At 36.5% G+C, this 21,753-nt stretch carries 21 protein-coding genes; 6 read left to right on the plus strand and 15 right to left on the minus strand.

The features are described from left to right. Positions 1-54: 54 nt before the first annotated feature. The 7 genes from AAC073_RS02030 to AAC073_RS02060 all read right to left on the minus strand — a co-directional run bounded on the left by AAC073_RS02030 (position 55) and on the right by AAC073_RS02060 (position 7,730). On the minus strand, positions 55-1,458 hold the full coding sequence (locus tag AAC073_RS02030) for a UDP-glucose 6-dehydrogenase (protein ID WP_339922160.1): 1,404 nt from the start codon (positions 1,456-1,458) through the stop codon (positions 55-57). Positions 1,459-1,571: 113 nt separating this feature from the next. Then, complete coding sequence (locus AAC073_RS02035) at positions 1,572-1,733, minus strand: hypothetical protein (protein WP_339922161.1); 162 nt, start codon at positions 1,731-1,733, stop codon at positions 1,572-1,574. A 414-nt stretch (positions 1,734-2,147) separates the two neighbouring features. Further along, positions 2,148-2,903 carry a 3'(2'),5'-bisphosphate nucleotidase CysQ gene (cysQ, locus tag AAC073_RS02040; protein ID WP_339922162.1) on the minus strand — a complete coding sequence of 252 codons (756 nt, stop codon included), beginning with the start codon at positions 2,901-2,903 and terminating at the stop codon, positions 2,148-2,150. A gap of 129 nt (positions 2,904-3,032) precedes the next feature. Continuing rightward, positions 3,033-4,292, minus strand: a complete 1,260-nt coding sequence (locus AAC073_RS02045) for a GTP-binding protein (RefSeq protein WP_339922163.1) — start codon at positions 4,290-4,292, stop codon at positions 3,033-3,035. Positions 4,293-4,435: 143 nt separating this feature from the next. Further along, positions 4,436-5,341, minus strand: a complete 906-nt coding sequence (gene cysD, locus AAC073_RS02050) for a sulfate adenylyltransferase subunit CysD (RefSeq protein ID WP_339922164.1) — start codon at positions 5,339-5,341, stop codon at positions 4,436-4,438. Position 5,342: 1 nt separating this feature from the next. Further along, the gene (gene cysC, locus AAC073_RS02055; protein WP_339922165.1) at positions 5,343-5,936 is read right to left on the minus strand and encodes an adenylyl-sulfate kinase; all 594 of its coding nucleotides are present in this window, start codon (positions 5,934-5,936) and stop codon (positions 5,343-5,345) included. Positions 5,937-5,972: 36 nt separating this feature from the next. After that, on the minus strand, positions 5,973-7,730 hold the full coding sequence (locus AAC073_RS02060) for an SLC13 family permease (RefSeq protein ID WP_339922166.1): 1,758 nt from the start codon (positions 7,728-7,730) through the stop codon (positions 5,973-5,975). A gap of 597 nt (positions 7,731-8,327) precedes the next feature. Here AAC073_RS02060 and AAC073_RS02065 point away from each other — a divergent pair. Both AAC073_RS02065 and AAC073_RS02070 read left to right on the plus strand, forming a co-directional pair. After that, positions 8,328-9,275 (plus strand): metallophosphoesterase, encoded by a 948-nt coding sequence (locus AAC073_RS02065; protein ID WP_339922167.1) that lies wholly within the window; start codon positions 8,328-8,330, stop codon positions 9,273-9,275. Positions 9,276-9,424: 149 nt separating this feature from the next. Continuing rightward, positions 9,425-11,323, plus strand: a complete 1,899-nt coding sequence (locus tag AAC073_RS02070; protein WP_339922168.1) for a family 20 glycosylhydrolase — start codon at positions 9,425-9,427, stop codon at positions 11,321-11,323. A gap of 53 nt (positions 11,324-11,376) precedes the next feature. On the opposite strand, the gene AAC073_RS02075 is transcribed toward AAC073_RS02070, so the two are convergent. The 3 genes from AAC073_RS02075 to AAC073_RS02085 form a co-directional block, all read right to left on the minus strand. Further along, complete coding sequence (locus AAC073_RS02075) at positions 11,377-11,925, minus strand: CPBP family intramembrane glutamic endopeptidase (protein WP_339922169.1); 549 nt, start codon at positions 11,923-11,925, stop codon at positions 11,377-11,379. Between the two features lie 147 nt (positions 11,926-12,072). Beyond that, positions 12,073-12,510, minus strand: a complete 438-nt coding sequence (locus tag AAC073_RS02080; protein ID WP_339922170.1) for an OsmC family protein — start codon at positions 12,508-12,510, stop codon at positions 12,073-12,075. A gap of 371 nt (positions 12,511-12,881) precedes the next feature. Beyond that, positions 12,882-14,756 carry a TIGR00341 family protein gene (locus AAC073_RS02085; protein WP_339922171.1) on the minus strand — a complete coding sequence of 625 codons (1,875 nt, stop codon included), beginning with the start codon at positions 14,754-14,756 and terminating at the stop codon, positions 12,882-12,884. A gap of 460 nt (positions 14,757-15,216) precedes the next feature. Here AAC073_RS02085 and dnaA point away from each other — a divergent pair, with 460 nt between their 5' ends. Further along, on the plus strand, positions 15,217-16,641 hold the full coding sequence (gene dnaA, locus AAC073_RS02090) for a chromosomal replication initiator protein DnaA (protein ID WP_339922172.1): 1,425 nt from the start codon (positions 15,217-15,219) through the stop codon (positions 16,639-16,641). A 34-nt stretch (positions 16,642-16,675) separates the two neighbouring features. On the opposite strand, the gene AAC073_RS02095 is transcribed toward dnaA, so the two are convergent. Beyond that, entirely contained in the window at positions 16,676-17,086 is a 411-nt protein-coding gene (locus tag AAC073_RS02095) for a hypothetical protein (protein WP_339922173.1), read from the minus strand. Positions 17,087-17,135: 49 nt separating this feature from the next. Here AAC073_RS02095 and AAC073_RS02100 point away from each other — a divergent pair, with 49 nt between their 5' ends. Genes AAC073_RS02100 through AAC073_RS02110 form a run of 3 tightly spaced genes read left to right on the plus strand, consistent with a single transcriptional unit; the run spans position 17,136 to position 18,791 of the window. After that, entirely contained in the window at positions 17,136-17,672 is a 537-nt protein-coding gene (locus tag AAC073_RS02100; RefSeq protein WP_339922174.1) for a CopD family protein, read from the plus strand. 35 nt (positions 17,673-17,707) lie between these two features. Continuing rightward, positions 17,708-18,376, plus strand: coding sequence for an SCO family protein (locus tag AAC073_RS02105; protein ID WP_339922175.1), 669 nt, complete (start codon positions 17,708-17,710; stop codon positions 18,374-18,376). After that, a complete protein-coding gene (locus AAC073_RS02110) occupies positions 18,357-18,791 on the plus strand; it encodes a cytochrome c (RefSeq protein WP_339922176.1) in 435 nt (144 codons plus the stop codon). Before AAC073_RS02105 ends, AAC073_RS02110 begins: the two co-directional genes overlap by 20 nt. A 6-nt stretch (positions 18,792-18,797) precedes the next feature. Here AAC073_RS02110 and AAC073_RS02115 read toward each other — a convergent pair whose 3' ends face one another. From AAC073_RS02115 to AAC073_RS02130, 4 genes are all read right to left on the minus strand, one after another. Continuing rightward, positions 18,798-19,217 (minus strand): hypothetical protein, encoded by a 420-nt coding sequence (locus tag AAC073_RS02115; protein WP_339922177.1) that lies wholly within the window; start codon positions 19,215-19,217, stop codon positions 18,798-18,800. Positions 19,218-19,458: 241 nt separating this feature from the next. Next, positions 19,459-19,884, minus strand: a complete 426-nt coding sequence (locus AAC073_RS02120) for a hypothetical protein (RefSeq protein WP_339922178.1) — start codon at positions 19,882-19,884, stop codon at positions 19,459-19,461. Positions 19,885-19,897: 13 nt separating this feature from the next. Further along, a complete protein-coding gene (locus tag AAC073_RS02125) occupies positions 19,898-21,118 on the minus strand; it encodes an FtsX-like permease family protein (RefSeq protein ID WP_339922179.1) in 1,221 nt (406 codons plus the stop codon). Further along, positions 21,115-21,753, minus strand: coding sequence for an ABC transporter ATP-binding protein (locus AAC073_RS02130; RefSeq protein ID WP_339922180.1), 639 nt, complete (start codon positions 21,751-21,753; stop codon positions 21,115-21,117). The genes AAC073_RS02125 and AAC073_RS02130 overlap by 4 nt, the downstream gene beginning before the upstream one ends.

The raw sequence follows: 21,753 nt of genomic DNA on the forward strand, positions 1-21,753 counted from the left end.
AAGAGGAGTAAAAATCAACCCTCCTCTTACTTCTTTGTCTAGAACAGTATAGCTTTAATTGTCATCGGCACTGCCAATGGAGTGTACCTGGAAACCTATATTTTGCAAGGCCTTCTTATCCATAATATTCCTTCCATCAAAAACATGTGCTGGTTTTAACATATTGTCATAGATCTTTTGCCAATCATATGTTTTAAACTCATCCCACTCAGTAAGGACAGCAATGGCATGCGCCCCATTACAGGCTCGGTAAGGATCAGTATCAACTGTTAAAGACTCCTTGTTCTCTCCAGGATTACGACTGCCTAAATAATCCAAGTCAGAATATATTTGTTGTTCTGTCACTTTAGGGTCGAAAACGGATACCTTTGATTGCTCATTCAAAAGGTGGTCCGCTACATAGATAGCAGCCGATTCTCGGGTATCATTGGTATCCTTTTTAAAGGCCCAACCCAGAAAGGCAATTTTTTTCCCACTTACGGTATTGTATAAATTCTTTATAATTTTTTTAGCAAATCGTTTTTTCTGGTGATCATTCATTATGATCACTTGTTCCCAATAATCTGCCACTTCATCCAGGCCATAAGACCGAGAAATGTACACTAGATTCAAGATGTCTTTTTGGAAACATGAACCTCCAAAACCTACTGATGCTTTAAGAAACTTAGGCCCAATTCTAGAATCAGTACCTATAGCCCTTGATACCTCATTTACATCTGCTTCGGTGTGTTCACAAAGCTCTGAAAGCGAATTAATAGAGGAAACTCGTTGTGCAAGAAAAGCATTAGCCGTCAATTTAGACAATTCCGAAGACCAAACGTTGGTGGTAAGTATTCTCTCTCTCGGTACCCATCTAGCATAAACATCCACCAAGGAATTGATCGCATCTAAGCCCTCTTCAGTTTGGTCACCACCAATTAACACCCTGTCTGGAGCCATTAAATCCTCAACGGCTGTTCCTTCTGCTAAAAACTCAGGGTTGGAAAGTATTTGGAAATTAATCCCATTGCCAGTGTGTTCTAAAATATCTTTTAAAGCACTAGCCGTTCTTACAGGTAGCGTAGATTTCTCTACTACTATTTTCTTTTCTTTTGCTACTCTGGCAATTTGTCTTGCACAAAGTTCTATCCACTTTAAATCTGCTGCTTGTCCTTTTCCTTCACCATATGTTTTGGTAGGTGTATTAACAGAAATAAAAATCATTTGAGCCTCATCAATTGCTTTGTCCACATCTGTAGAGAAAAACAAATTTCGGCCTCTAGCTTCAGCAACTACTCCTGGTAAACCAGGTTCATACACGGGGATGTTTTCAACATTTTCATCGTTCCATGCTGCAATACGTGCCTCATTGATATCGACTACTGTAACTTTAATATCTGGACATTTTTTTGCTATTACGGCCATTGTGGGGCCTCCAACATAACCAGCACCAATACAACAAATATTCTGGACTTTCATTTCTTATAGTTTAAAACATTTATAAAATCAGGGTGAACCTCATCTTACCCTTTTACTCTACTTATTAAAAATTATACTAAAATACTAAAATTTAAATTCTATACGCTAAATCTTTAGATTCCTTTTATCATGAGTTTATGGAAGACTAAAACGGTACGAGTAGGACTTCTCACATCATTGCCCACATCTGACATTGCAATAACCAATTTCTGAGCAGGATTAAATATGGCTTTTAAATCTATGATTAGTTTTAATTTTGGTTCAGAAGTATTCATTACACCAATTGATATAAAGCGACTCCGAATTGAGGAAATAATTATTTCTTTAAAAATAAAATTGAAATCCAAAAATCCATTCGACCAGAACCCATAAACACCTGATAATACGCAAACTAAAAAAAATAAAATAAGAATTAATCCAATCAACATAGGTAACGACGCTGCTTTAAATTCACTATTTAATAAACTTTTCGGTTGATTTCTGTTTTATTGAAATCCTAAAACTGGAAAATTGGGTTAATTCTACTATTGCTGGAAAATTAGGTAAAGATATTATTAATTTTTAGAAGTTTTTCAAAAAATTTTAAATAATTGGAAACGATATACTTGTAGGCTTAAATATTCGTTTCACATTGAAATTTATGTATTTAATACAAATGTGAATAAAAATACATTACCCAAATTATGGTATTAAGAAGCTATAAACCAAGGGTTCAATAGATTTTCTTTGTTATAGGCTAACGGTTCGTTGGCTGTTACTTTCTTTATCTCATACCCTAAAGCCCTTAAGATTGCATGGGCAGCAGCAGTATCCCATTCCATAGTTGGGGCAAACCGAGGGTAAAGTTGTGCTTTATTGTCTGCCAATAGCATGAATTTGAGTGAAGACCCCATACTGATCACCTCTGCCCCTGGATATTGGTCAATAACTTCCTGTGTTTCTATACTCAAATGTGAACGGGACGCTACAATCGTTTCTACCAGTTTATCACCTTTATGCAAAAGCTTTATAGTAGCCCCAATCTCATCGGTTTTCCAAGCTCCTTGACTATTGCCCCAATACATCCAATCCAAAACAGGCGCATAGACCACTCCCATGACTGGTACACCATTTTTTATCAATGCTATATTGACAGTAAATTCTCCATTTTTCTTAACGAACTCTTTGGTACCATCCAAAGGATCTACCATCCAGAAAATATCCCAATCTTTTCTTTCTTTAAAAGGGATATTCTTTCCTTCTTCCGAAAGGACAGGCAATTGGGTGTTCACTAGAAATTCAGAGATTTTCTGGTGCGCCGCTAAATCTGCTTTTGTAAGTGGGGATTCGTCCGCCTTGTATTTGAGACCTAAATCGGTACTTTCATAGATTTTTAATATCTCTTGTCCGGCAGCTTTGGCTGCAGCTAGAGCTATTTCAGTAAGGTGTTTTTCGTCAATCTGCATGTACATTCAGTAAAAGCAAAACTATCCACATTAAATAATTCTGTTAATAAACAAAAAACATTACCCGTTTATCATAACGGATAATGTTCAAATTAATCTGAAAATCAGTCATATACAATAAAACCCTTTCTAAATCACCATTCCTGCAGCTACTGTTTCATTGGTGTTTGGATCTACTAAAATAATTGATCCCGTTTGCCTGTTTTTTCTATAGGAATCAAAAAACAAAGGTTTTGAAGATCGGAGACTAATTCTCGCTATATCATTCATCCCTATTTGATCCACACCTTCTTCTCTATGCAGTGTATTGACATTTACTCTGTAAAGAATTTCTTTTACCATTACCTGGCATTCTTGGGTAGTATGCTTTAATAACAATTTGGTCCTTCCTGCCAATGCCTTAGTACTCATCCAGCAAATCATGACATTGATATCTTGGGACACGCTAGGCATGTTATTGGGTCTTACTAACATGTCTCCCCTACTGATATCCAATTCATCCTCTAATGTCATGGTTACCGACATTGGAGAAAAAGCCTCTTCAATTGGCTTTCCATTTAGTTCAATGCTTTTTATTTTAGAAGTAAAACCGGTAGGCAAAACTTTCACTTCATCCCCTGGTTTGAATATTCCTCCTTCAATTCTGCCAGCATATCCTCTGAAATCCTGGTGCTCATGCGTATGAGGTCGAATTACCATTTGCACAGGAAAACGGCAATCTATATGATTGAAATCGGACGCTATGTGAACATTTTCCAAAAGGTAGAGTAAAGTAGGTCCTTCATACCATTTCATACTTGTCGACCGGTCCACTACATTGTCTCCATTGAGGGCAGAAATAGGCACAAAATGAATGTCTTTGATTTCCATCTTGCTGGCAAAGTCCTTATAACTTTTAATGATTTTCTGATAAACCTCCTCATCGTAATCTACCAAATCCATTTTATTTACACATACAATGACATGTGGGATTTTCAATAAGGAAGCAATAAAGCTATGCCTAAAAGTCTGCTCCAATAGTCCTTTTCTTGCATCAATCAATATAATTGCAAGGTTTGCGGTCGAGGCTCCCGTCACCATATTCCTGGTATATTGTATGTGACCAGGAGTATCAGCAATTATAAATTTTCGCTTAGGGGTAGCAAAATACCTGTAAGCTACATCAATAGTAATCCCTTGTTCTCTTTCAGACTTCAAACCATCTGTAAGCAGAGAAAGATCTACATAATCAAACCCTTTCTTTTCACTGGAAGTTTTCACCGCTTCAATCTGATCTTCAAAAATAGATTTTGAATCATAAAGCAATCTACCTATTAAGGTACTTTTTCCATCATCAACAGATCCCGCAGTGGTAAATCTTAACAATTGATTGGTTTCCTGTATGCTCATATTGTATGTATACTATTTCACTAGAATTTTTATAAATCTCAAATTTGCCGTTGATTCTGATATTCAGGGTTTCCACCATAGGGGTACTTACACTATTTATCAAAAACATATCCTCTAACCGGCTGGGATAATAGGGTTATTACCTAAAAATAACCACTCTTTTTCCTGTCTTCCATGGCTGTCTCTCCCCTTTTATCATCTGCCCTGGTACCTCTTTCTGTTGTTCTAGTAGTCGCCACCTCAGCAATGATTTTATCAAGGTTATCCGCCTCCGATTCTACAGCGCCAGTTATAGGCATATCCCCACAGGTTCTGTATCTTACAGTCATATTCTTTACCTCTTCGTTCGGTTTTAATTGAACAAATTCCGATTTGGCCAGTATTACGCCATCTCTGACAACACAATCTCTCTGATGAGAAAAATACAAGGAAGGCAGTGAGATATCTTGGGATTGTATGTATTGCCAAACGTCCATTTCTGTCCAATTGGAAATAGGAAAAACTCTAAAATGTTCCCCCATGTGCTTTTTACCGTTGAAAAGATTCCATAACTCAGGTCTTTGGTTCTTAGGATCCCACTGCCCAAATTCATCTCTATGAGAGAAAAAACGTTCTTTCGCACGAGCCTTCTCCTCATCTCTTCTAGCACCTCCCATGGCAGCATCTATCTTATTTTCCTCTAAAGTATCCAGCAAAGTGACTGTTTGCAATGCATTTCTACTGGCGTTTGCTCCGGTTTCTTCCCTTACCTTTCCTTCATCTATGCTCTTTTGTACCGAACCAACGATTAGTTGTACGCCAAGGTCCTTCACTAATTGATCTCTGAAGGCAATAGTTTCAGGGAAATTATGACCAGTATCAATATGTATTAATGGAAAAGGAATCCTAGACGGATAAAAAGCTTTTCTCGATAAATGAGCCAAAACGATGCTATCCTTACCTCCTGAAAATAACAAGGCTGGTTTTTCAAATTGAGAAACAACTTCTCTGATAACAAAAATTGCCTCTGCCTCTAATTCCTCCAGATGAGATAAATAGTATTGTGCCATATCAAATTTTTATTTTTTTATTTATTTTTTTTACCAATCTTACTACTGAATCTTCCATTTTTTCCTCCGCTGTATGGACCACATCAAAAGGAGACACAGGAGGCTCATAAGGAGACCCAATACCCGTTAAGTCTTTAATCAGCCCCTGTCTAGCTTTCTTATATAAGCCTTTTACATCTCTTTCTTCACATATTCTCAGTGGACAATCCAAGTAAATTTCCAGAAAATTATCATCCCCGACCAATTTCCTAATCATTTCACGATCTGAAATAAATGGGGAAATAAATGCTGATATTACAATTAGTCCTGCGTCTAACATTAAATTAGCCACCTCTCCAATCCTTCTAATATTTTCTATCCTATCCTCATTACTGAACGAAAGGTCTTTATTTAATCCTGTCCTAATATTGTCCCCATCTAAAAGATAAGTATAATACCCCATTCTATACAGTGCATCCTCGGTGGCACTTGCCAAAGTAGATTTCCCAGAACCTGAAAGTCCCGTAAACCAAATTAATTTTGGCTCCTGATTAAGTGCTTTTTTCCGGTGTTTGGCTTGTACCTTAAATACAGATGGATGAATGTTTTCACGCATTAGGAAAATAAAATTAACTACACACTTTTTTATAACTTATAAGTAATACCAATTAATAAAACATAATACCACTACCGAATAAATCAAAGTAAGTGGAAAGCCAATAACAAAATAATCTCTGAACTTATAATTCCCAGGGCCCATCACCATCAAGTTGGTTTGGTAACCAATAGGGGTCATGAAATCTCCAGAAGCAGCAAAAGCAATTGCCACAAAGAAAGGCGTCAAAGGCTGTTCTAATTGATTACCTAACTCCAAAGCTATTGGAAACATAATCGAGACCGCTGCTGCATTGGTTATCAAACTTGTTAAAATTAACGTCAAGATAAACAATAGTACCAAAGCAACCATCACCCCTGATCCATCAGTCAACTGAATCAATAGATTCACCAGTACATTAGCTGCTCCTGATTTATTTAAAGCCAGACCTAAAGAAAGCGAACAAACAAGAATCAACAAAAGATCCAAATCAACCGCTTTCTTTAAAGTTTGCAAATTTAACACTTTAAATAGATAGAGGGTAAGAATTCCTGCAAAAGCTGCCACAAAAAGATCTATCCACCCAATAATACCAGTAAACAACACCGCCAAAGCCAATAATGAAGGCAACCTTTTCAAGTTACCTCTATCAGTACTTATCTCTCCTCTCAATGTTACAATAATTAAATCCTTGTAATAATCATTTCTATTGTGATCTTTACCTGTCAACATAAGGAATAGATCTCCTGCATGCACCTTGGTCTCACCAATATTGCCTTTAAGTTGCGTACCGTTGCGATGAATGGATATAATAGAGCCTTGGTATTTATTTCTAAAGTCACTGTCTTTAACTTTTATTCCTATCAAAGATGAAGACGTAGGTACCACTGCCTCAGTCAACTGAAAGAATCCATAATTAGAGACATGACCATCTTCAGGTAAGCTTAAGCCATTTTCCTCTTGAATTAATTTTAAAATAGCTTCGGAGTTTCCCGCAAAAAATAGCTTATCGCCTTTTTGCAAAATTTCATTTGGCCCAACAGGAGAGATTTCTTTTTTTCCTCTTCGGATTTCAGCAAGAAAAATTTCTTTAAGTTGTCTCAACCCAGCCTCCTTAACCGTTTTGTCATGCATTTTAGAATCCATTGGCAGATAGGTCTCCACTAAGTATTCATTCAAGTGATCAATCACTTCACTTTTATTTTCCTCCCTTGATGGTAGTAAATAATTAGAAGCAATACTCAAATAGACCATGCCTATGGTGGCAACCAAAACACCCAAATAAAGAAAATCCTCAAAGCCCAACATGGGGTATCCAAACTGACTAATTAAGCCATTCAACACCAAATTCGTAGATGTCCCTACCACAGTGATCATCCCTCCTAAAATAGTCGAATAGGAAAGGGGTATTAAGAATTTTGATGCCGGAAATTTATTCGTTTTGGTCCATTCCTTTACATAAGGTATCATAAATGCCACCACCGGCGTATTGTTTAAAATAGCAGAGAGGCTACTAACCAACAACATGAGTCGAATCCTAAATGTACCAGGCTTTAATTTTTGACTAAAGATTTTGAAAAAAAATCCAGTTCCTATATTTTGCTGTATTCCTGAAGTCAAACCAATTAACAGAAAAATAACAATAATCTGTTTATTAGCCAGTCCCATCAAAAATTCATCAGGAGTAATTATTTGGAATACCAACAGGATAAAGACAGCTCCCAAAAAAGCAAAGGAAGGCCTCAATAGATCCTTGTACAGCACAATTACCAGAAGGATTACAATCAATATGGTTATCAGACCTGATGGGAACATTAAAATTTAAATTTGTTGGTCATAGCGTCGCCTGTCAGGCCACTTAATTTATAGGGAATTTTAAAAATTTTAATCCTCAACGACACTATATATTTGAGGGCAATTAAGTGTTTTAAACATTTTAAATTTATCTAAGGTAAAGAAAATGTGCTTTCGGAAGTAAATATTTAAAGCATCACCTATTATTGAACAAATGATCCAAATAATGGGTAATGAAAATATAAAAGTAGTCGCGCAAATAGTCATTTCAAAATTTTCAGATGATTATAAATCCTACTTTATGGCATGAATAGGCTTGTTCAAAAATCATGAAAAATACAATAGTCTTGCAAATTGATAGGGAAACTATGGTTTTACTTCGAAAAAGGCAAGAATTGTAATTAAATAATTGCAAGATGTCAATTTTCTCAAAAGGAAAATAGCGCTAAAAACGAAATATTATTAAGCTATATTTTTTCTAAAACTAACTGGTTATTAGAAATAAAAATATTATCCAAAGAAAAGTAAAGTTTAAAATCATCCTTTTTTCAGTTTAAATTCTAAACCTTTCAAAAAATAATTTCAAGTAAATACCTGCCAAATTATTACCTTAGGCACATGAAAACATTCGTATTTTTACCTTTTGCAATAGTAACAAGTGTAATTTTATCCTCCTGTTCACCAGAAGACAAAACTTCTTTTAGTTTTATGGCAATTGGAGATGTTCCTTACCAGTTACCTGAAGATTTTGAAAGATTTGACCGCATGATCACTCAAATTAATGAGGCCAAGCCAGCTTTCACAATCCACGTAGGTGATATTAAAGCAGGAAGTGTTCCGTGCTCTGATGAATACTATGGTAAAATAAAAGACTACTTCAACACCTTCGATGAGGCATTAATTTATACACCTGGTGACAATGAATGGACAGATTGCTACAGGGAGTCTTGTGGAAGCTATGATCCTGAAGAAAGATTGGATAAGTTAAGGCAATTGTTTTTCTCAAATAGCTTCAGCCAAGGACATCAACCCATTGAACTCTCAAGACAAAACAAAGTTGAAGGTTATGAAAAATTCCCTGAAAATTCCACATGGGAAAAATCTGGCGTAACGTTTGGTACCTTGCACGTAATAGGTTCTAACAATAACTTTCAGAGTGGAGAAAATGCCATAAATGATGAATTTTATGAAAGAGAATTAGCCAATGATTTCTGGTTGAAATCTCTTTTCAAAATAGCAAAAACCAACCAAAGTAAAGGCCTCGTACTCATTTTACATGCTGGATTAAATTATAACAATAAGGATAAAAATAATGGACATGCCAGCTTCGTTACCTTACTTAGGGAACAGGTACAAGATTTCGACAAACCAGTTCTTCTTTTGTATGGTGACCACCACCATTTTATGATGACCAAACCTTTAATGGATAATAAAGGTAAAACCATTACTAATTTTACCGCAGTCCAGGTATTTGGAAGCCAAGATATTCATTCAGTAAAAATAAAAGTGGCACCTGAAAACCCCAATTTATTTATAATTGACCCTTTTTATATCGAAGGAAATTAATTTGAATTTTTTTGGTTTATAAACCTGTGTCGAAAATTCTAACCTTAATTTTCGAATATTTACACTAACACAGTTGAGTTAGTGTATTTTTTTATTTAACTTTACTTACTTTATTTTAAATAAAGCGTATCCAATATAAATCTTTCCACATGAATAGATTCTTTTTCCTTGCCAGCATATTGATCGCTCTTTTGGCCTCAAATCTCCAAGCCCAAACCCCCATTATTCCATTACCTGAATCTATTGAAATGGGTAAGGGTGACCTGATATTAAAACATGGGACTATTATTGCAGCTTTGAGTGACGAAAGCAGAAAATCGGCATCTATTTTTAATGAAATGCTTGCCGCAAAAGTTGGATTTCAGTTACCCATTCAAATCGCTACTTCTCGAAACGAAGTTTCTATAATTCTTGAGGAAGTGGAGTTAGCAGATAATGACGAAGGTTATTCTTTAGATATTGACAGCACAAAGGTCATTATTAAAGGCTCCTCTAAAGGTATATTTTATGGACTTCAATCTCTTTTTCAGTTAATCGAAATAAATGGAGGACAAGCTTCCGTTCCCCAATTAAGAATAACTGACAAACCTGCATTTGGCTACAGAGGAATCATGCTTGATGTGTCAAGACACTTTTTTAGTACCGACCAAATCAAAAAAATACTTGATTTGATGGGACAATTAAAATTAAACACCCTCCATTGGCACCTTACAGACGATCAAGGCTGGCGTTTAGAAATAAAAAAATACCCAAAACTTACTCAAGTAAGTGCCTGGAGAGATTCCACGATTATTGGTCAATACTATGATTTTAAGCCATTTATTTACGATGGTGAACCTCACGGAGGATTCTACACCCAGCAGGAGGCTAAAGAAATAGTAAAATATGCAGCAGAGAGAAAGATAACGGTAATACCGGAAATAGAACTTCCTGGACACAGTTCTGCAATTCTGGCAGCCTATCCGGAACTTGGTAGCTTTGATACCTTTGAAGGAATAGGAACAGGGAGTATAGCTGCAGTAAATGAGGATGGTAATGCATATGACAATGATATCAGCCAGAATGTCCCTGGTTATTGGGGGGTACAATATAATATATTTGGCCCTACCCCTGAAGCCTTTACTTTTTTAAAAGATGTACTTACGGAAGTAATGGAAATTTTCCCAAGTGAATACATCCACATTGGAGGTGATGAGGTACCCAAGGACCATTGGATAACATCAGCAATTGCTCAAAATGTAATTAAAAAAGAAAATCTAGCCGATGAGCACGAACTCCAGAGTCATTTTATACAGCAAATAGAATCGTTTCTCAATAAAAATGGAAGGAAGCTAATCGGATGGGATGAAATTCTCGAGGGAGGGCTAGCTCCAAATGCCACTGTAATGAGTTGGAGGGGTGAAAAAGGAGGGATTCAGGCAGCTAAAATGGGCCATGATGTCATCATGACCCCTAATAGCCACATGTATTTTGACCACAGTCAGAGCGATGATAAATCAACAGAACCGTTGGCCATAGGAGGGTTTTTACCTTTAGAGAAAGTTTACAGTTACCATCCGATTCCAGATGTTCTTACAGAAGAGGAATCAAAACATGTCCTGGGTGTTCAAGCAAATTTATGGACAGAATACATCCCTTCTAATAAGAAATTAGAGTATTTCCTATTCCCTAGAGCATTCGCCTTGGCAGAAGTAGCTTGGAAAAAGAAGGAAAACAAAGACTTTAACTCCTTTAGTTTAGATAGGTTACCTGAAAGACTACTTGCCCTTGAGCAAAACAATGTGTTTTTCAGAATTCCTGAGGCTACAGTAGAAATCAGCAAAGACGCGAAAAGTGGTAGACACCTTGTAAAAATCCATCCTAAAGTGGCCAATGCAAGTATCTATTACACCTTTGACGGACACAAAGCGGATCAAACGGCTATGTTTTACACGAACCCTGTATTAGCCCCTATTGTAGGAAAAGGCCAGGAGCCACTAACACTTCGCTATGTTACGATCACTCCGGGTGGCAGGAGCAGCAATGAATTTAGTGTAATCTTGGAATAAATAAATGCCAGAAAATATATGTGAATATTGTAAGAAATCAGAGAATTAAATTTCTAAGATTTTCTTACGGCTATCCAGTAAAGTAGAATAGCATCAAAAACGGCATGTGCAACCATTGCTGATAAGATTCCTGCTTTCTCGAAGAGATAGCCCATAAGTGCTATAAACAGAATCATTACAGTTCCATACACACTTATCCTCCAATTCCAGGGGTTAAGGTAGCCATGAATAAACACAAAAAGAAAAGCTGTTACCCATAGACCAAGGAAAGGTTGGATCCCAGCTCTAAACAAAAGCTCCTCTCCTACACCAGCACAGATTGAAATAAAAATAATTCCTTTTATTGTCCAAGGCCAACTATTGATAAGTGCATTGTATTTTTGCTTCTCTTTTCTAAAAAAGGGGGCATTGATGATCTTTAAGGAAATAAATGCTCCTGTAATCCCCGACAATAGTCCAGCAAACAACTGGTTAGGTATGGACCAATGTCCCACGAATAATGCCACCAAACTGGTTTGTTGAAAAAAATACACCAAGGAAAGGCCTGCCAAGCCGAAGCCCAAAAGAGTGGCCCACCCAAGGATTGACACTTTTTTATTCATATCACTTAGTCTGTTTTTTTAACCCAAATATTTGCCGCCTCTTAATTACAAAGTGCTACCTCTATAAAATTCGGGATTTAAAAAAAAGAAAAAGTACCAAAGAGATCTCTTTGGTACTTTTTAAAGTCTAACTTACTTCCGAAGGAATTAAGAATTAAATGTAATATTCAATGAAATAGGTACTGAACTCAATGCTTGACTAATCGGACAACCTTCTTTTGCCGCATTGGCCAATTCAGTGAACTGCTTTTCATCCATGCCAGGGACTTTACCTGTCAAGTTTAAAACGATCCCAGTGATAGCAAAGCCTGCATCACCCTTTTCAATAGTAACTGTAGCGGTCGTATCTAATTCTTCTGCTTCCAAATCGGCTCCAGCAATCTGAAAACTCAATGCCATATTGAAACAACCGGCATGAGCGGCTGCGATCATCTCCTCTGGATTAGTCCCTTTTGTACCATCCTCATTTTCAAACCTAGTCTTGAAACTATAGGGCGACTTGTCAAAAAATCCACTTGGTGAAGACAAGGTTCCACTACCGTCTTTTCCTGAGCCTTTCCAAATTGCTGTTGCTTTTCTTTTCATCTTTTTAGGTATTGATTGGTTTAAAGTTTGTTCTTGAATTTCAATATTCAATGTATTAATTATCTATCAAAAATACTAAACCTTTTGTCCCACGGACTTAAGTTCAATTGCACCTAGTCAATCAAAAATAATGCCTAAGCACAAATAGAGAATCACCATTAATCTTGCATGACAAAAATACCAATGCTGGTTATGCCTGGTTTTTCACTTCAATTAATTCACATAAAATTTCAAATTTATGCGATCTACTCATATCTGCATGTTATACACTTTGATTCACAACTAAGAAGTACCATCAAAACATACAGTGATCCCTGTATAGTAAAAGCAAGTCAAGGTAAGTTTCTTCCAGTTAACCCAAAATTTCTTTGTCAATGGACTTTCAGGGCCACGGTTACTTCCAACTCTACCTTCTCACCTAACAGTCTTTCAATATCATCCTTAATAATATCCAATTGCCCCTTGTCGAGCGTTCCATCTGCTACAATTTTCACAGTTAGCCTTATTGGCTTGATATTTCTAACAGAAATATCTCTCAAGATAACCCCATTATTAGCGTATCCGTTTAGTTTGGAAATTATGTTGTTTTCCCTCACCATGTCCATAAAACCGAAAAACAACGGAAGACTTACTAAGGCAACAACAATTAATGAATATAGAATTCCACGCCTTGCGAGTCTAAATGGACTAAATCCCAAGAATAAAAAAGTCATTGCTGCGGCCATCACCATGCCTGCAAGGTTGGTTAAAAACAATAGAAATGCACCTTGAAAAATATCCCAATCCATCCAGCCTAAACCTATACCAGACACTGCCAAAGGAGGCACCAGAGCTACAGCAATGGCCACACCTGCCAAGGTTTTTGATATTTCTGATTTTGCACTGGCATAAGCACCAGCTATACCTGACCCAACAGCAATACCTAAATCCAATAAATTCGGCCGTACCCTCGCTAAAATCTCATCATTGGCAATGTTTAATGGCGTAAGCCAGGTGATAAAAATGGCACATATATAACCAAGTAATACCCCCCAACCTATGGTCTTTGAACTGTTTAAGATCAAAGTTCGATCCTGTCTTAAGACTCCCATGGAAAGCGAAATGATTGGAGCCATCAGTGGAGCCAAGATCATGGCTCCTATGATCACAGGTGCAGAGTTTCCAAAAAGACCCAAAGTAGCTATCAAGGTAGCCAAAAACATTAACACAAGATAAACACTGGAAGTGACGGAACTGGCTCTTAGATTTGAAAATAGGTCTTTAAATTCCTCAGTTGTTGCATGGTTTATGAGAGGAAGTTTTCTTTTCAGTAATTCCTCTCTTACATCTCCTCGAGGCAGGGCTTCAATTTTAAAAACATCATCGCTTCCTCCTTTGTTTTCCATGTCTAATTTTTGACCAGGCACCATATTTAAGCCTCCTTTACAAACTTCAACCTGCAATAGATCAGTGGACAATAATATTCCATCCTGGGAATAATCTATTGCCTTGTCTCCAGTAATTGTTATCGTTGAGGTTTTAATATGTGCAGCAAAAGGAGGTAATGTTGTATTGCCTTTTTTTCTAAAAAAGCTGCTAAGAACAAACCAGAATAAGCCACTAATACTTTTGGGTGCTAAAATAAAAGCATGTAGTTTTCCATCATTAATGACAGCATGTTCCAAAATCCTTTTACTTAGAAGACTGCTCTGGGCGTGATGCACTATAATTAAACCTATGGCTGCCGTGTTAATTTCTTCCTGGTCACCTGCTTTAATTTTGAAACTGTTTAACCTCGTGTTAAAAAAAAGCTTAAAGAAATAACTTAATCTTTGCCAAAATCTTTGCCAACCAAATCTGGCTATAGATCCGCTCATTAAACTCAATGATTCACCTATAATTATGGTATTGAAAACGGGTACTCCATTCGCTTCCAGCAAATCCACTTTGGCAAGCTTCTCATCAAGTAAAATATGATTTATATTTTCTTCAATGTCCTCCTTTATTCCGAAACCCTTAATTCCATTATCCATTTTAGGGTGTGGCAATAGTGCCAATTCAAACCCCTTGTCCAAAGCTACAATTAGAAAAGACTTCAATTGTTCATCAGAAAGAAAAGTAATTATTTGATCACCTTCCTGTAAACGCTCATTTATATCATAGGAAAACGGCAGAATAGCTTTTAACTCAGTTCCAAAAGCTGGAACAATTGATTTTTGAACCTGATCTTCTACCTTGTCATCATAAATAAGTATTCTGCTTTTCATCAAATATCTTTTAAAATTTTAATCTTCCAATTTATACCCATTAACCAATACACTATAATTTAAACAAGTCAGAAAATACTGCTAAGCGTGTTTTCAATTTTAAAAACCCGGCTCTAAAAAATTGAGGTTATTAACCAAAATAGTTTTTATGAGTTAAACATTTTTTTATTCCATTAATAGCAGCTCTTCGTAAAGATAGAGAACCAAACCTGAGGCGTTTTAAAAAACAAAAATGCATCTAAAATTAATCAATAGTCCCAAATTAGCTTATTGTTAAACAAGGAAGTTTTTTAATTTTTCAAATAAAAAAAAATCAAAATCTGCCTGATCTGACAATGTACCCATAAAGTAAAAAAATCAAGTAAAAAGACATTTTTTATTTAAGATAATTTTCCTCAGTTTTGTTACCCCCTAATAAAGGAGTATTCACGATTTTTCAACTTTCGTTAAAAGAAATTCAATGAATTCAGAGGCAAATGCTATATGGACTGAATGTTTGCGGGTGGTCGAAAAACACGTCAATGAACAGAGTTTTTCGACTTGGTTCAAGCCTATAATTCCTGCACGAATCGATGGTTCTGTACTCACGATTCAAGTTCCAAGCCAGTTCTTTTATGAGTGGTTGGAAGACAATTATGTCGAAGTTTTAAAACTAGCAATAAAAACTATTTTAGGGGCCAATGGAAAATTAGAATATGCGGTAGTAGTAGATAAAGGTAACTCTCAAAACCAACCCTATATGGTGAGCTACCCACAGGGTGCCAATAGCTCGGCTGCTGCCAAGAAAAAGGAAAACCTGGCATCTGCCCATAGTCCCTTTGATCTTTCAAGTTTGGATGAGCAAACCACCCTGCAATCCAATCTAAACTCAAATTATACTTTCGGTTCATTTATAGAAGGCGATTGTAATCGTCTTGCTCGATCTGCAGGATTTGCAGTAGCCAATAAACCAGGCATTACTTCTTTTAATCCATTGATGGTTTATGGTGGCGTAGGTTTAGGCAAAACACACCTGGTACAGGCCATTGGCAATGAAATCAAAAATGGTCCGGAGGAGAAGTTTGTCCTCTATGTTTCTTCAGAGAAGTTTGTCAACCAGTTCATGGACGGCATTAAGGATGGAAACATCAAGTCCTTCACCAATTTCTACATGCAAGTAGACGTATTGATTATTGATGACATTCAGTTTTTGGCAGGTAAGGGAAGAACTCAGGAAATGTTTTTCCACATATTTAACCACCTTCACCAAAACAAAAAGCAGATCATCATGACCTCTGATTGTGCGCCAAAGGATTTGATGGGCTTAGAAGATCGACTATTGTCGCGTTTCAAATGGGGATTGACTGCAGATTTGCAAATGCCTGATTTCGAAACAAGAATAGCGATTATAAGAAAAAAAATGCAGTCTGAAGGTATAGATATCCCTGACAATGTCATTGAATACCTTGCTTATACGGTAGATACTAATGTAAGGGAATTGGAAGGGGTAATGATTTCATTAATTGCCCATGCCTCATTAAGCAGGGTTGAAATAAGTCTTGAATTGGCCAAGACAATTATGAAGAATATCGTAAAGGATATTGAAACTGAGGTAAGCATAGAATTTATTCAAAAATCCTGTGCTGAATATTATGGGATTAAGTTAGAAAACCTTAAAGCCAAAACACGTAAAAAGGAAATTGTGATTGCAAGGCAAGTAGCCATGTACTTTAGCAAAGAATTTACCAACCACTCGCTCAAATCAATTGGGTACCATTTCGGCGGAAGAGACCATAGTACAGTTATTCATGCTGTTCAGGCAGTCAACGACTTAATGGAAACTGAAGTCTCTTTTAGAAATGCAGTACTTGAGCAGAAAAAACAATTTAAAATCAGGTCTTATTAATTGACGAATCCAATAATATCTTCCTTATGAAGTTTCAATTGGATTCAATGAAAGGGTATTTTTTAAAACTTGCTTGTCCCATGGCAGTTTTTTCATAACTACCAATGCACGATTCTTGAAAAACCTCTTTAAAGTAAGGTGGATTAGGAGACAAATCAAAGTCATCTATTGGCTGGTCAAAAAAGAACACCTTGGTATTCCCATATTTAGTATGTGGCATATATTCCCCATAGGCACGCATGTCTTCCCAATCTTTACCCTCAGTAAACACTGCGAAAATTCTTATCACAGGTCCTGTATTGTTTTCATTTCTGTAAACAGCCATTTCTTTGTAATTTCCTTTAAGGTCTTTTATCCCTGGTTGACTTAAACTCTGGAACAGGATGGTAAGAACAAGTGCACCAACAAGAAAAGTAAGTAGATATATTATATTTTTTGATTTCATATGTCTCAATAACGATCAGAATCCATTAATTTAGCCAAAAATAGCAAGAATGGCATTCGAATACATTAAAGCCTTACATATAATTTTCGTTGTCACCTGGTTCGCTGGATTATTCTATATCGTAAGGCTCTTTATTTACCAAACAGAAGCTTTGGATCGGCCTGAAATGGAGAAAAACATATTGAAACCTCAATTGGATATAATGGCCAGTAGGCTTTGGTACATTATTACTTGGCCATCTGCTGTGTTGACACTTATTTTTGGCTCATGGGTTTTGTATTACAATCCAGGCTATTTATCCATGCCTTTTATGCATGCCAAGCTTGTTTTTGTATTGTTGCTTTACATTTATCATTTTCGCTGTCATTACATTTTTAAATCCTTACAAAAAGGAGCTCCCGTTTGGAATAGCTCCAAACTTAGGCTCTGGAATGAAATAGCAACACTGTTATTATTTGCCATTGTTTTTTTAATCGTGCTCAAAAGCTTAATAAATATGCTGTGGGGAATCACTGGTTTGGTTTTGCTAGGCATTACATTAATGCTAGCTACAAAGTGGTATAAAAAAATACGGGAAAGGAACTAATCAAGCCCTTACAACGTCATAATAATTAAAAAATAATGCTTCGATCACTTTATTTCTGCTTACTCGTATTAAGCGTTTCAACGCTATATTCCTGCCGATCTAATTCAAGTAATGACGCTTTGCCAATCTTAGGTAATCGCCATGTGGAGGAAAAAATAGTGGACGGTAAGCCGACAACTGACACTGTCTATCACAGCATAGCAGATTTCAGTTTCACAAATCAAGATGGAAAAAAAGTAACCAACGCCGATGTAAAAGGTAAGGTATATGTTGCTGATTTCTTTTTTACGAGCTGCCCTACTATTTGTCCAATTATGAAAAAACAAATGTTGAGGGTTTTTGAAGCCTATAAAGATGATCCGGATTTCATGATTATGAGTCATACAATAGATCCAGAATATGATACGCAAGCACTTTTGAAAGATTATTCACTTAGGCTTGGCATTGAAGATGCAAGTACCTGGAATTTTTTAACTGGAGAACAGGAGAGAATATTTGAAATTGGTCAAACAAGTTACCTTACCACAGCTATGGATGATAAAAATGAACCTGGCGGCTTCTTGCATTCCGGTGCTTTTGTATTAATTGACCAGGAAGGAAGAATAAGAGGGGTTTATGATGGAACGAAAGAAACTCAGGTAAACCTTCTTATTAAAGACATTCCCAAATTACTAGGAAAAAACCATGAAATCAGCAATAGGTAGCTTATTATTGATAATTTTCACTAGCTGTGGTAGTGCGGATTCTAACGATCAGGAAGGTATTAATGGAATAGATGACCTAAAAACCAGGCAATATGCCATTCAAGGTCAACAACTTTATCTGCAGCATTGTAGCAATTGCCATCAAGAAGATGGGACAGGTTTAAACAGACTCATTCCTCCCCTTAGGCAAGCAGATTATATGATGACTGACGTAAATAGAACTCTCTATATTATTAGAAAAGGCCTTAAAGGTAGTATTATCGTAAATAATGTGGAATACAATCAGCCAATGCCTGAAAACAATAATTTGACACCGCTTGAAATCGCTCAAATAGGTACTTATATTTATAATATCTGGGGAAATGATTATGGGCTTATTACGCCTGAGAAAGTAAACAAAGCCCTTAATCAATAACAAAATTTATAACAAAGTCTCACTTTTTTCTAAAGCATGTAGAATTAAATCTTTGACTTTTTCAACCTTTACAAGCTGGTCCTTTAAGTAAATCTCAGCTTCTTCATCTGACATTTTTTCAAGGTCTATTTCATATTGACGCATCCAAATGAACATTTCGTCATAGGCCCTTTCGCAATTCTCAGCAGCAGCTCTCAAATCCGCTATTTGTGTTTGGGAGTCCGCTGATTCTTCTGATTTCTCAAGACTTTCAGCTTTTTCATTTAATTTTTCTTGATGAGATTTCAAGCTGCCAATTTTGGGCATTACTTCATCATGAACTAGAATAACCTGCTCTTGCAATAATTCGTTTTGACTTTTCTTATTTCCACAAGAAAAAATTGAAACACTAAGCAAAACCAACAAAACAAATGATATCTTTTTCATGACTTATAAAGGAAATTATCGTTATCTATTTTTGCCTTTTGGCAAATAAATTCAAATGTTAAAAAAATAATGCGACAAAAAAAATTTAACACTGTAATTTTAGCCCCTTACCTATTCGCTACTTAAACACACCGAATACAATTAAAAATAAGGTTATTTTTACCAAATAAACCCCATCCTTCTTCAATGATCCAGAGAATCCAAGGCATCAATTTTGAAGCCATAAATTGTTCACCCATTATTAAGTGCTGATTAGTTGGGCTTCCTTCAGGATGTACATTAATTTTTCTGGATCCTTAGTATTTAGTACTAATTTACCTCTAACTTTTACCTTTTTAGAGGTGTACTTAACAGGTTCTTTTAGCATCACTTCCATAACAGTTTCTGGTCCTCCAGAACCACAGAAAAAACATTCTGCTAAAGGAAGGGAAGAAAGTATTATGTGCTCAGGTTTAAACATACCTTCAAAGGGAATAATATAACCATCTGCCATGATCTCTTTGCCTTCCATTTCAAGGGTTTTCTCTCCAAAAACCGGCATGTACAATTCCCCAAAATCATCTTCTCCGATTTCATAAGTGACATAGGATAAGTTTTTCCAAACGTTTTCCTGTTGTCCAATGGCAGAAAATGAAATGAGTCCAATCACTAATAATAAATACCTCATACGCTCTTAAATTTTACCTGGTAAGTTGTCCAGCAATATCAGTACGATAAGCATTCCATGCTGGTAGAATAGAAGCAAGAATACCTACAAACAATGCATATGCAATTACCCACCACTCTTTTTCCACTATTACAAAAGGGGTAAGTCCTGAAATCACACCTTGCTCATTTGTTATAACCAAAATATAGATAAAAAGGTGTCCAAAAAACAATCCTATAACTGCTCCCATAAAAGTGAGAATTACGCCTTCCAAAAGTATCAAAAGAAATAATTGGCTTTTAGCGGCTCCAATAGCCCGCATAATTGCCAAGTCGTATTTTCTTTCCTTTAAAGAATTAAATAATGCGATAAATATTCCTAATCCAGCAATAAATGTAATAACCAAGGCCAGTCCCTGAATAAGGGATATTCCAATTCCAAGCAATTCATAAAGTCTCGCAATTTCGAAACTTGGTGAAGCAGCCTGCAAGGAAGTTCTAGCATTAACCATTCGAGGAAGTTGTATCGCAGCTATAGGATTTCGGTAAGCAACCAGAACAGTAGTTACTTCTCTGCTTTCATCCGTTTTAGGAAAGCCTCTTTTTGCAACTTCCTGCTCCAGTTCCATTGGGTCGTAAGCATCGTCATGTGAATACCAAATAGACTCAATACTAGTAAGAATAAGCTGGTCAATTACATTGTAAGAAGGAGCCAAAACTCCTACCACAACATAGGGGTGTTCATCGTGTTCATGGCTAGCAGAAGCGATACCGTGAGAACCCACAAAGGTATCCCCTACTTTAAAACCTTTATCCATGGCAACTTTACTACCCAGAACTACTTCAAAGGGCTTGGTCCATGCTTTTCCTGTATTAAAATTCACCTTGTAGAGCTCGAGGTACTCATGATTGGAACCGACAATTCTGAAACCTTCATAATTGTCACCAAGCCCCATTGGGATGGCTTTTTTTACAAGGCGATTTCTGGAGACAGCTTTAGCTTCATCCAATGGAATATTACCAGTGGGGAAATCTATATGGTAAACTGAGGAGAGCACCAGTTGCAAAGGACTCCCTTTGGCGCCTATGACAAGATCAATTCCTGCAGCATCTCTGCTCATTTTGTTTTCGAACTGATCCTCTATTAACAGTAAAACAGTTATGATCGATAAACCCAGGGCAAGAAGGAGGATATTTAAGCCTGTACTCAGCGGTTTAGCCATCAAGTATTTCCAACTCAACTTAAAAATATTCATAAGCCGCTTGGGTTTATGATGATACGACGGTCTATGTGATTTTTAATCCGGTGGTCATGAGTGACAATTATTAGGCTTGCATGAAGTTTTTTCGCTTGTCGCTTAAGTAAATTCACCACTAGCTCTGCATTTTCATCGTCCAGACTTGCCGTAGGTTCGTCAGCTAAAATAATTTTAGGCTCATTTACTAAAGCCCTGGCAATAGAAACCCTTTGAGCCTCGCCTTCACTCAAAGTTTGAATGGGGGCATGTTGCTTGTCAAGAATCCCCAATTCTTCCAAATAAAACAGGACCTTATTGGCCGATGCCTTCTTGGCGAAAAAATAAGGTAGCGCTATATTTTCAGCAACCGTTAAGGGTGAAAGAAGGTGCGGTTTTTGAAATATTATCCCAATATTGCTTCCTCTAAATTCATCTAATTTATGCCCCTTAAGCTTGTAAAGAGAAACACCATCGATCAAAATCTCACCAAGCTGTGGAGCAAGTAAGCCTGCTAAAATATTTAAAAAAGTAGTTTTTCCCGATCCTGATTTTCCTAAAACCAATAGCTCATCTCCACGATTTAATTCAATGTCAGGAATATTTATTTTAGGCTGATTTCCATATGAAAATTGGACACCTTTTACTGTAATCAT

It is taken from the genome of uncultured Cyclobacterium sp. (assembly GCF_963977555.1).
Lineage (GTDB): Bacteria > Bacteroidota > Bacteroidia > Cytophagales > Cyclobacteriaceae > Cyclobacterium.

What these genes read in the sequence shown, in the direction of transcription:
- AAC073_RS02030 (WP_339922160.1), bottom strand. Translation starts at nt 1,458, where the DNA reads ATGAAAGTCCAGAATATTTGTTGTATTGGTGCTGGTTATGTTGGAGGC.
- AAC073_RS02035 (WP_339922161.1), bottom strand. Translation starts at nt 1,733, where the DNA reads ATGAATACTTCTGAACCAAAATTAAAACTAATCATAGATTTAAAAGCC.
- cysQ (WP_339922162.1), bottom strand. Translation starts at nt 2,903, where the DNA reads ATGCAGATTGACGAAAAACACCTTACTGAAATAGCTCTAGCTGCAGCC.
- AAC073_RS02045 (WP_339922163.1), bottom strand. Translation starts at nt 4,292, where the DNA reads ATGAGCATACAGGAAACCAATCAATTGTTAAGATTTACCACTGCGGGA.
- cysD (WP_339922164.1), bottom strand. Translation starts at nt 5,341, where the DNA reads ATGGCACAATACTATTTATCTCATCTGGAGGAATTAGAGGCAGAGGCA.
- cysC (WP_339922165.1), bottom strand. Translation starts at nt 5,936, where the DNA reads ATGCGTGAAAACATTCATCCATCTGTATTTAAGGTACAAGCCAAACAC.
- AAC073_RS02060 (WP_339922166.1), bottom strand. Translation starts at nt 7,730, where the DNA reads ATGTTCCCATCAGGTCTGATAACCATATTGATTGTAATCCTTCTGGTA.
- AAC073_RS02065 (WP_339922167.1), top strand. Translation starts at nt 8,328, where the DNA reads ATGAAAACATTCGTATTTTTACCTTTTGCAATAGTAACAAGTGTAATT.
- AAC073_RS02070 (WP_339922168.1), top strand. Translation starts at nt 9,425, where the DNA reads ATGAATAGATTCTTTTTCCTTGCCAGCATATTGATCGCTCTTTTGGCC.
- AAC073_RS02075 (WP_339922169.1), bottom strand. Translation starts at nt 11,925, where the DNA reads ATGAATAAAAAAGTGTCAATCCTTGGGTGGGCCACTCTTTTGGGCTTC.
- AAC073_RS02080 (WP_339922170.1), bottom strand. Translation starts at nt 12,510, where the DNA reads ATGAAAAGAAAAGCAACAGCAATTTGGAAAGGCTCAGGAAAAGACGGT.
- AAC073_RS02085 (WP_339922171.1), bottom strand. Translation starts at nt 14,756, where the DNA reads ATGAAAAGCAGAATACTTATTTATGATGACAAGGTAGAAGATCAGGTT.
- dnaA (WP_339922172.1), top strand. Translation starts at nt 15,217, where the DNA reads ATGAATTCAGAGGCAAATGCTATATGGACTGAATGTTTGCGGGTGGTC.
- AAC073_RS02095 (WP_339922173.1), bottom strand. Translation starts at nt 17,086, where the DNA reads ATGAAATCAAAAAATATAATATATCTACTTACTTTTCTTGTTGGTGCA.
- AAC073_RS02100 (WP_339922174.1), top strand. Translation starts at nt 17,136, where the DNA reads ATGGCATTCGAATACATTAAAGCCTTACATATAATTTTCGTTGTCACC.
- AAC073_RS02105 (WP_339922175.1), top strand. Translation starts at nt 17,708, where the DNA reads ATGCTTCGATCACTTTATTTCTGCTTACTCGTATTAAGCGTTTCAACG.
- AAC073_RS02110 (WP_339922176.1), top strand. Translation starts at nt 18,357, where the DNA reads ATGAAATCAGCAATAGGTAGCTTATTATTGATAATTTTCACTAGCTGT.
- AAC073_RS02115 (WP_339922177.1), bottom strand. Translation starts at nt 19,217, where the DNA reads ATGAAAAAGATATCATTTGTTTTGTTGGTTTTGCTTAGTGTTTCAATT.
- AAC073_RS02120 (WP_339922178.1), bottom strand. Translation starts at nt 19,884, where the DNA reads ATGAGGTATTTATTATTAGTGATTGGACTCATTTCATTTTCTGCCATT.
- AAC073_RS02125 (WP_339922179.1), bottom strand. Translation starts at nt 21,118, where the DNA reads ATGAATATTTTTAAGTTGAGTTGGAAATACTTGATGGCTAAACCGCTG.
- AAC073_RS02130 (WP_339922180.1), bottom strand. Translation starts at nt 21,753, where the DNA reads ATGATTACAGTAAAAGGTGTCCAATTTTCATATGGAAATCAGCCTAAA.